Annotated in this window: 9 protein-coding genes; 6 read left to right on the forward strand and 3 right to left on the reverse strand. The window is 73.7% G+C overall.

Annotated features, from left to right (window positions below; translation table 11 throughout):
* Nucleotides 1-8: 8 nt before the first annotated feature.
* Nucleotides 9-620: a TetR/AcrR family transcriptional regulator gene (locus AC0680_RS27010; protein WP_478633444.1), complete on the reverse strand. Its 612-nt coding sequence runs from the start codon at nucleotides 618-620 to the stop codon at nucleotides 9-11.
* Nucleotides 613-1,395 carry an SDR family oxidoreductase gene (locus AC0680_RS27015; protein ID WP_478633447.1) on the reverse strand — a complete coding sequence of 261 codons (783 nt, stop codon included), beginning with the start codon at nucleotides 1,393-1,395 and terminating at the stop codon, nucleotides 613-615. Before AC0680_RS27015 ends, AC0680_RS27010 begins: the two co-directional genes overlap by 8 nt.
* A gap of 79 nt (nucleotides 1,396-1,474) precedes the next feature.
* Between AC0680_RS27015 and AC0680_RS27020 the strand changes: the two genes are divergently transcribed.
* The 3 genes from AC0680_RS27020 to AC0680_RS27030 are packed head-to-tail and all read left to right on the forward strand — an operon-like array spanning nucleotide 1,475 to nucleotide 4,556.
* Nucleotides 1,475-2,359 carry an enoyl-CoA hydratase gene (locus AC0680_RS27020; protein ID WP_478633450.1) on the forward strand — a complete coding sequence of 295 codons (885 nt, stop codon included), beginning with the start codon at nucleotides 1,475-1,477 and terminating at the stop codon, nucleotides 2,357-2,359.
* A complete protein-coding gene (locus AC0680_RS27025; RefSeq protein ID WP_478633452.1) occupies nucleotides 2,359-3,561 on the forward strand; it encodes an acyl-CoA dehydrogenase family protein in 1,203 nt (400 codons plus the stop codon). Before AC0680_RS27020 ends, AC0680_RS27025 begins: the two co-directional genes overlap by 1 nt.
* A complete protein-coding gene (locus AC0680_RS27030) occupies nucleotides 3,561-4,556 on the forward strand; it encodes an acyl-CoA dehydrogenase family protein (protein WP_478633455.1) in 996 nt (331 codons plus the stop codon). The genes AC0680_RS27025 and AC0680_RS27030 overlap by 1 nt, the downstream gene beginning before the upstream one ends.
* A gap of 79 nt (nucleotides 4,557-4,635) precedes the next feature.
* On the opposite strand, the gene AC0680_RS27035 is transcribed toward AC0680_RS27030, so the two are convergent.
* Nucleotides 4,636-5,241 carry a PadR family transcriptional regulator gene (locus tag AC0680_RS27035; RefSeq protein ID WP_478633458.1) on the reverse strand — a complete coding sequence of 202 codons (606 nt, stop codon included), beginning with the start codon at nucleotides 5,239-5,241 and terminating at the stop codon, nucleotides 4,636-4,638.
* Nucleotides 5,242-5,393: 152 nt separating this feature from the next.
* Here AC0680_RS27035 and AC0680_RS27040 point away from each other — a divergent pair, with 152 nt between their 5' ends.
* The 3 genes from AC0680_RS27040 to AC0680_RS27050 all read left to right on the forward strand — a co-directional run.
* Entirely contained in the window at nucleotides 5,394-6,521 is a 1,128-nt protein-coding gene (locus AC0680_RS27040; RefSeq protein WP_478633460.1) for an LLM class flavin-dependent oxidoreductase, read from the forward strand.
* Nucleotides 6,518-7,270, forward strand: coding sequence for a glucose 1-dehydrogenase (locus AC0680_RS27045; RefSeq protein WP_478633462.1), 753 nt, complete (start codon nucleotides 6,518-6,520; stop codon nucleotides 7,268-7,270). Before AC0680_RS27040 ends, AC0680_RS27045 begins: the two co-directional genes overlap by 4 nt.
* A gap of 59 nt (nucleotides 7,271-7,329) precedes the next feature.
* On the forward strand, nucleotides 7,330-7,891 hold a 562-nt coding region (locus AC0680_RS27050; RefSeq protein WP_478633481.1), incomplete at its 3' end, for an alpha/beta hydrolase.

Here is a 7,891-nt window from a genome sequence, read left to right on the forward strand (position 1 = left end):
GTGGTCTCCTAGGTCAGATTCTGCGGATCGGCCGGTCGGTTCCGCAAGGCGATGCCGTCCAGCACCATCGACAGGTACTGCCGGGCGATCTCCTCGGGGCGGTGCCGTGCGCCCGGCCGGTACCAGGAGGCGGCCACCCAGACGGTGTCGCGGACGAACCGGTACGTCAGCCGGATGTCGAGGTCGGCGCGGAAGACCCCGTCGGCCACACCCCGCTCCAGGGTGCCCAGCCAGGCCCTTTCGAACTTCTGCCGGGAGGCGGCGAGGTAGCCGAAACGGGGCTGGTGGGCGGCGAGGTGCCTGGCCTCCTTCTGGTAGATCGCGACGGCCGCGCGGTGCCGGTCGATCTCCCGGAAGGACTCGGTGACCAGCGCCTCGATCGTCTCCCGCGGCCCGAGCGACGCGGCGAGCACCGCGTCGTAGCCGTCCCACAGCTCCTCCAGGAACGCGGAAAGGATCTCGTCCAGCATCGACTCCTTGGAGTCGAAGTGGTAGTAGAGGCTGCCCGCGAGCATGCCGACCGCGTCCGCGATCTGCCGGACCGTGGTCGCGTCGTAGCCCTGGACGGCGAACACCTCCGCGGCGGCGGCGAGGAGTTCGCGGCGGCGCTCCTCAGGCATGCTGGGAGCTGACGGACACGGTCTCGCCGGTCATGTACGAGGCGTAGTCGCCGGCCAGGAAGACGATGACGTTGGCGACCTCCCAGGGTTCGGCGTGGCGTCCGAACGCCTCCCGCTCGGTGAGTTCGGCGAGCAGCTCGGGCGTGGTCACCTTCACCAGGTGCGGGTGCATCGCGAGGCTGGGCGAGACCGCGTTGACCCGTACGCCGTACGCGGCGGCTTCCACGGCGGCGCAGCGGGTCAGCGCCATCACCCCGGCCTTGGCGGCGGCGTAGTGGGCCTGGCCGCGCTGGGCGCGCCAGCCGACGACGGAGGCGTTGTTGACGATCACGCCGCCGCGGCCGCTGCGCCGCATCCGGCGCAGCGCGGCCCGGGTGCAGCGGAAGGTGCCGTTCAGGGTCACGTCGAGGACCTTGCTCCACTGCGCGTCGGTCATCTCCACGAGGTCGGCGGTGCCGCCGAGCCCGGCGTTGTTGACCACGATGTCGAGCCGGCCGTGGCGCTCCTCGGCCAGCTCCAGCAGGGCGCCCACCTGCTCTTCGTCGGTGACGTCGCAGGGCAGGGCCGCGACCTTGTCCGCGCCGAACTCCGCGGCGAGCGCCTCGGCGCTCTCCGTCAGCCGCCGCGCGTGGCTGTCGCCGAGGACGATCCGGGCGCCCTCCTCCAAGAAGCGCCGGGCGGTGGCGCCGCCGATGCCGGCCCCGGCGGCCGCGGTGATGACGGCGCTGCGGCCGGCGAGCAGATCGTGGCCGGGCACATAGGGGGGCGGTGTCATACGCGAGCCTCCTTGGGCCTCGACGCTGCTCCTGGCCGTACGTTAACCTACCAAACACTTGTTAGGGAAGGAGGGGCGGATGCCCGCTGCCCACGACGACGAGCCCGTGCGCTACGCACGCCAGGGACCGGTCGCCACCGTCACCATGAACCGCCCGGACTACCGCAACGCCCAGAACTCCGCGATGACCTACGCCCTGGACCGCGCCTTCTACCGCGCCGCGGACGACGACGAGGTCAAGGTCGTCGTCCTCGCCGGCGAGGGCCGGCACTTCTCCGCGGGCCATGACATCGGCACCCCCGGACGCGATGCGCACCTTCCCTTCGACCGCGCGGCCGGACTGTGGTGGGACCACTCGGACAAGGCGGGCGCGGAGAGCCGGTTCGCCCGTGAGTCGGAGGTCTATCTCGGCATGTGCCGCCGCTGGCGGGAGCTGCCCAAGCCGGTGCTCGCCGCGGTCCAAGGAGCCTGTGTGGCGGGCGGATTGATGCTCGCCTGGGTCTGCGACCTGATCGTCGCCGCCGATGACGCCTTCTTCGCCGATCCGGTCGTACGGATGGGGATTCCCGGCGTCGAGTACTTCGCCCACCCGTGGGTGATGCCGCCGCGGATCGCCAAGGAGTTCCTGTACACCGGTGACCGGATGAGCGCTCGGCGGGCGTACGAGGTCGGCATGGTCAACCGTGTGGTGCCGCGCGCCGAACTGGCCGACCGTACACAGGAACTGGCGCTGCGCATCGCTCAGATGCCCCGGCTGGGCCTGGCGCTGACCAAGCGCGCCGTCAACCAGGCCGAGGACCTCCAGGGGCTGCACGGCGGCCTGGACTCGGTGTTCGGCCTGCACCATCTCGCGCACGCCCACAACGCCGAAACGGCCGCGGACCCGCTGGGCGGGATGGACATCCACGCGATGCGGCGGCGTTCCGCGGACCCGCAGCCGTCCTCCCGGGAGGCCGGGGCCTGATGGACCTCGCCTTCACCGCCGCGGAGGACGACTTCCGGGCCGAGGTCCGGGCCTGGCTCGCCGAGCACGTACCCGTCACCCCGCTGCCGTCGCTGGAGACCGCGCGGGGCTTCGCCGCCCACCGGGAGTGGGAGCGCCGGCTCTTCGCGGACCGCTGGTCGGCGGTCTCCTGGCCCGAGGAGTACGGCGGCCGGGGCGCCTCGGTCCTGCAGTGGCTGATCTTCGAGGAGGAGTACTACGCCGCGGGTGCCCCCGGCCGGGTCGGCCAGAACGGCATCAACCTCCTGGCCCCCACCCTCTTCGAGCACGGCACCGAGGAGCAGCGCGCCCGGGTCCTGGGCCCCATGGCGAGCGGCGAGGTGATCTGGGCCCAGGCCTGGTCGGAGCCGGAGTCGGGCTCGGACCTGGCGTCGCTGCGCTCGACGGCCGTACGCACCGACGGCGGCTGGCTGCTGAACGGTCTGAAGACCTGGTCGTCGCGGGCCGCCTTCGCCGACCGCGCCTTCGGCCTGTTCCGCAGCGACCCGGACACCGCCCGGCCGCACCAGGGCCTGACGTATCTGATGTTCCCGCTGGACGCGCCCGGAGTGACGGTGCGCCCCATCGGCCGCCTCGACGGCAAGCCCGCCTTCGCCGAACTCTCCCTGGACGGGGTGTTCGTGCCCGACGCGGAGGTGATCGGCGAGCCGGGGCAGGGCTGGCGGGTGGCGATGAGCACCGCGGGCAACGAGCGCGGTCTGACGCTGCGCAGTCCGGGCCGCTTCACGGCGGCCGCCGAGCGACTGGCCGCGCTGTGGCGCCGGTCCCCCGAGGCCGCCGGTCCCCTCGGCGACCGGGTGGCCGACGCGCTGATCGGCGCCCGTGCCTACCAGCTCCACACCTACGCCCAGGTCTCCCGGCTCACGGCCGGCGACGGTGACGCCCCCGGCCGGGCGCGACCGGGCGGGGCGGACCTCGGCGCCGCTTCGAGCCTGACCAAGGTCTTCTGGTCCGAACTGGATCTCTCGCTGCACGAGACGGCGCTGGACCTGCTCGGCCCGTACGGCGCGCTCTCCGACGACGCCGACGAGGCGCCCGCACACGGGCGGTGGGCCGAGGGCTACACCTTCTCGCTCGCCGGGCCGATCTACGCCGGCACCAATGAGATCCAGCGCGACATCATCGCCGAGCGGTTGCTCGGCCTGCCGAAGGGACGCCGCTGATGCGCTTCCTGACGACCGCGGAGCAGCGGGAGTTCGCCCGTACGCTGGACGGCATGCTGGCGGCGTCCGGCACCGCGGCGGTGGCACGGGCCTGGGCGCACGGGGACACCGGGCCCGGCCGGGCGCTGTGGGCGCGGATCGCGGCGGCGGGGGTGTTCGGGCTCGCCGTGCCGGAGAAGCACGGCGGCACGGGCCGGCTGCCGGTCGAACTGGTCGTCGCCTTCGAGGAGTTGGGACGTCACGCGGTGCCGGGTCCACTGGTGGAGACGGTGGCGGCGGCGGTGCTGTGGGACCGGCTCGGCGAGGACGCCGGGGCCGAGGCCGGGGCCGGCGAATGGCTGCCGCGGATCGCCTCCGGCGACGCCGTGGTCAGCCTGTGCGCCGACACGCCGTACGCCCTGGACGCGGCGGCCGCCGACGCCGTCCTCGCCGTCCAGCACGACACGGTCCGCCGTGCCGCCACGCACGGCCCCGTACAGCCCTGTCTCGATCCGGCCCGGCGGCCGGCCCGCCCGCGCGGCGGCACGGTCCTGACCGCCGGACCGACCGTGATCGCGGCCGCCGCGCACGCCGTCGACCTCGCACGGCTGCTCACCGCCGCGCAGTCGCTGGGCCTGGGCCGCGCCCTGCTGGCCGAGACGGTCGCCTACGTCAAGCAGCGCACCCAGTTCGGGGTGGCCATCGGCCAGTTCCAGGCGGTCAAGCACCGGCTGGCGGACGCCCTCATCGGGCTGGAGTTCGCGCAGCCGCTGATGCACGCGGCGGCGCTGGCGGTGGCGGCGGACGCGCCATCGGCCCGCCGGGAGGTGGCGGCGGCGAAGGTCGCCGCGGGCGAGGCCGGATACGCCGCGGCCCGTACCGCGCTCCAGCTGCACGGCGCCCTGGGGTACACCGAGGAGCTCGACCTCTCCCTGTGGATCCGCAAGGCACGCCCACTGCGCGACGCCTGGGGGACGCCGTCGCAATGCCGGGCGCTGGTCCTCGCAGGCATCTGAGTTCAGGTCATACCTGAGTCGGCGTCATAGCACCTTCACGGAGGCGGAGTTCGACAAGCCGGGACTCTGCCGGCGCGCCCTAGCGCCGCCCGCCGTCCATCTCGTCCAGGTCGGCCAGCATCGCGTCCGCCAGGTCCCGCTCGGCGGTGTAGAAGCGCTCGGACCACTTCAGGACGAGTGAGGGGTAGGCCCAGGCCTCCTCGGCGCGGGCGCTCTCGACGTCCACCTCGGCGCGGTGCCGCATCGCCTCCGCGTACTCCCGGTGCCGGCCGAGCACTTCACGCATCCGGTCGGCCTCCAGCAGATGGCCGAGCCACAGCCGCAGCATCACGCCGTGCTTGAGGACCGGCGGCTCCACCGGCGCCTCGCGCGCCCACTGCCGGACCGCCGCCATCCCCTCGTCGGTGATCACATAGACCCGCTTGTCGCGGTTGCCGGTCTCCTGGGCGACCATCCGCGAGCTGACGTAGCCGACGTTCTCCAGGCGCTTGAGCTCGCCGTAGATCTGGCTGAAGGACGGGCTCCAGTAGAAGAAGCGCAGCGAGCCGTCCGACCACTTCTTCAGGTCGTAGCCCGACAGCTCCTCACCGAAGGAGAGCAGCCCCAGAACCGCCCAGCTGGTCGCCGGCAGCGCCGGCCGCTCCGCATCGCCGGCGTTCGCCGCGCCCGCCCTCGTCTCCGTCACGTGCCGCAGTCTACGGTCCGCGTCCGCCCGCACCCGGGCCGCGGCCGGGCCGGAGGGACGGGCTGCGCCGGGCCGGACGCGTCAACTCCCTTCCGATGCACAGGTGTTACTGCTAGACATATTTCTATTCGAAATACCCTGAAGGGAGTTTCGTGAAATTCTCGATGATCTTCGAGGCGCAACTCGCCGACCCCGCCCCCGAGAACGAGCGCCGGGTCCTCCACGACTGCGTCGAACAGGCCGTGCACGCCGAGGCGATGGGCTTCGACCGGATCTGGGCGGTCGAGCACCACGCCCTTCGCCAGTACGCGCACATGAGCGCGTCCGAGATCTTTCTGACCTGGGTCGCCGCGCGGACCGCGCGGATCCGCATCGGCCATGGCGTGGTGACCATGCCCTTCGGCTACCAGCACCCCGTCCGGGTCGCCGAGCGCACCGCGATGCTCGATGTGCTCTCCGGCGGCCGCGTCGACATCGGCGCCGGCCGGGGCGCCACCCGGCAGGAGATGGCCATGTTCGGGGTGCGGCCCGAGGACACCCAGCCGCAGCTGGAGGAGGCGCTGCGGATCCTCGCCGGCGCCTGGCGCGCGGAGACCTTCGAGTGGCACGGGTCGATCGACATCGGTCCCGGCGCGGTCCTCCCCCGGCCCGTCCAGGCCCCGCACCCGCCGCTGTTCATGGCCTGCAGCAGGCACGAGAGCCTCCGGCGCGCCGCCGAACTGGGCGTCGGGGCCCTGGTGATGGGCTTCGCGGGCGCCGACGACGTACGGGCCATGCGCAAGGTCTACGACGAGGCGATCGCCGCCCGCAGTGGCGCGCACTTCGTCGGCGAGCGGCCCCACGACCATCTGTCCGCGCTGTGTCCCACGATCGTGCTGGACGACGCCGCCGCCGCGTACCGGATCGGGACCCGCGGCCAGCGGTTCTTCGCCGAGGCGATCGCCCACTGGTACGGCGGCGGACCCGCGCCGAGGGCCTACGCGCAGGACGAGGACCACGTCGAGGCGCTGGCGCGGCGCCGGGCACAGCTCGTCGCCAGGCTCGACGAGGCGAACATCCCGGCGCGGCCGGTCGACACCGGTCCGTACAACGCCCGGCACGCGTACGGCCGTGCCGAGGACGCCATCGCCTACGTCCAGCGGCTGCGGGCGATCGGGGTGGACGAGGTGATGTGCCTGATCCAGATGGGCACCGTGCCGCAGGAGGTGTGCCTGGAGACCATCCGGCAGTGGGGCGAGCGGGTCATCCCGCACTTCCGCGCGCTCGGGGAGCGGGCATGAGCGCCGGCGGGGAGCGGCTGGACGGCAAGGTGGCGGTGATCACCGGTGCCGGGCGGGGCCAGGGCGCGGCGGAGGCGCGGCTGTTCGTCGAATCCGGGGCGCGGGTGGTGCTCGGCGACGTACGGGTGGCGGAGGGGCGGGCGGTCGCCGCGGAGCTGGGGGACGCCGCGGTGTTCGTCCCGCACGACGTCACCGAGGCGGACGACTGGCAGCGCGTGGCCGAGGCCGCGGCGGCGTCCTTCGGGCGGCTCGACATCCTGGTCAACAACGCGGCGGTGTGGCACGCCGCGCCCGTCGACGAGGAGACCGAGGAGGACTTCACGCGGGTGCTGCGAGTGAACCTGATCGGCTCCTTCCTCGGCATCAAGGCGGTGGTCCCGGAGCTGCGCAGGGCCGGCGGCGGGTCGATCGTGACCATCTCCTCGACGGCCGGGCTCAGGGGGATCGCGGGGCACGCGGCCTACGGGGCGAGCAAGTTCGGGCTGCGCGGGCTGACCAGGTCCGCCGCGCTCGATCTGGCCGGCGACCGGATCCGGGTCAACTCCGTACACCCCGGAGTGATCGACACCCCCATGGTGGCGAACGCGCTGGGCACGGCTCCCGGGGACCGGGAGTGGCCGCGGGTGCCGTGGCGCCGCGTCGGCCGGCCGGACGAGGTGGCCCAGCTGGTCCGCTTCCTGGCCTGCGACGCCTCCTCGTACATCACCGGGGCCGAGTTCGCGGTGGACGGAGGGCTGACCACAGGATGAGCCGGCCGACCGCCTCCCCCGATCCGCTGCCGCCCCTCGCACGCCGGATCGCCGACGCGATGTCGGCGCGGTTCCCCGACCCCGCCCGCGGGCCGCTGGACATCGCGTCGCTGCGCCGTGCCTCCGGCACCGGAGCCGGGACCCGCCCCGGCCCGGCGGACGGCGTGGACACCCTCGACCGCCGGGTCCCCGGACCGCCCGGCGCGCCCGCCGTCCCCGTACGCCTCTACCGCCCGAGGGACAAAGCCACCGGACCCGGCCCGCTCCTGGTGTTCCTCCACGGCGGCGGATGGGTGATGTGCGACCTCGACACCCATGACGCGACCTGCCGTCAACTCGCCCTGCGCAGCGGCGCGCCGGTGGTCTCGGTGGCCTATCGGACGGCTCCCGAGGCGCGCTTCCCGGCAGCCGTGGAGGACGCTTACGCGGCCACGGTATGGGCCGTCGCGCAGGCGGACCGGTTGGGGTGCGACCCGGCGCGGGTGGTCGTCGGGGGCGACTCCAGCGGGGGCGGGCTCGGGGGGGGGGGGGGGGGGGGGGGGGGGGGGGGGGGGGGGGGGGGGAGGGGGGGGGGGGGGAGGGGTTGGCTCACCCTTACCTCACCAACCACCGCAAGCATCA

Source organism: Streptomyces sp. NPDC043738 (assembly GCF_056436545.1).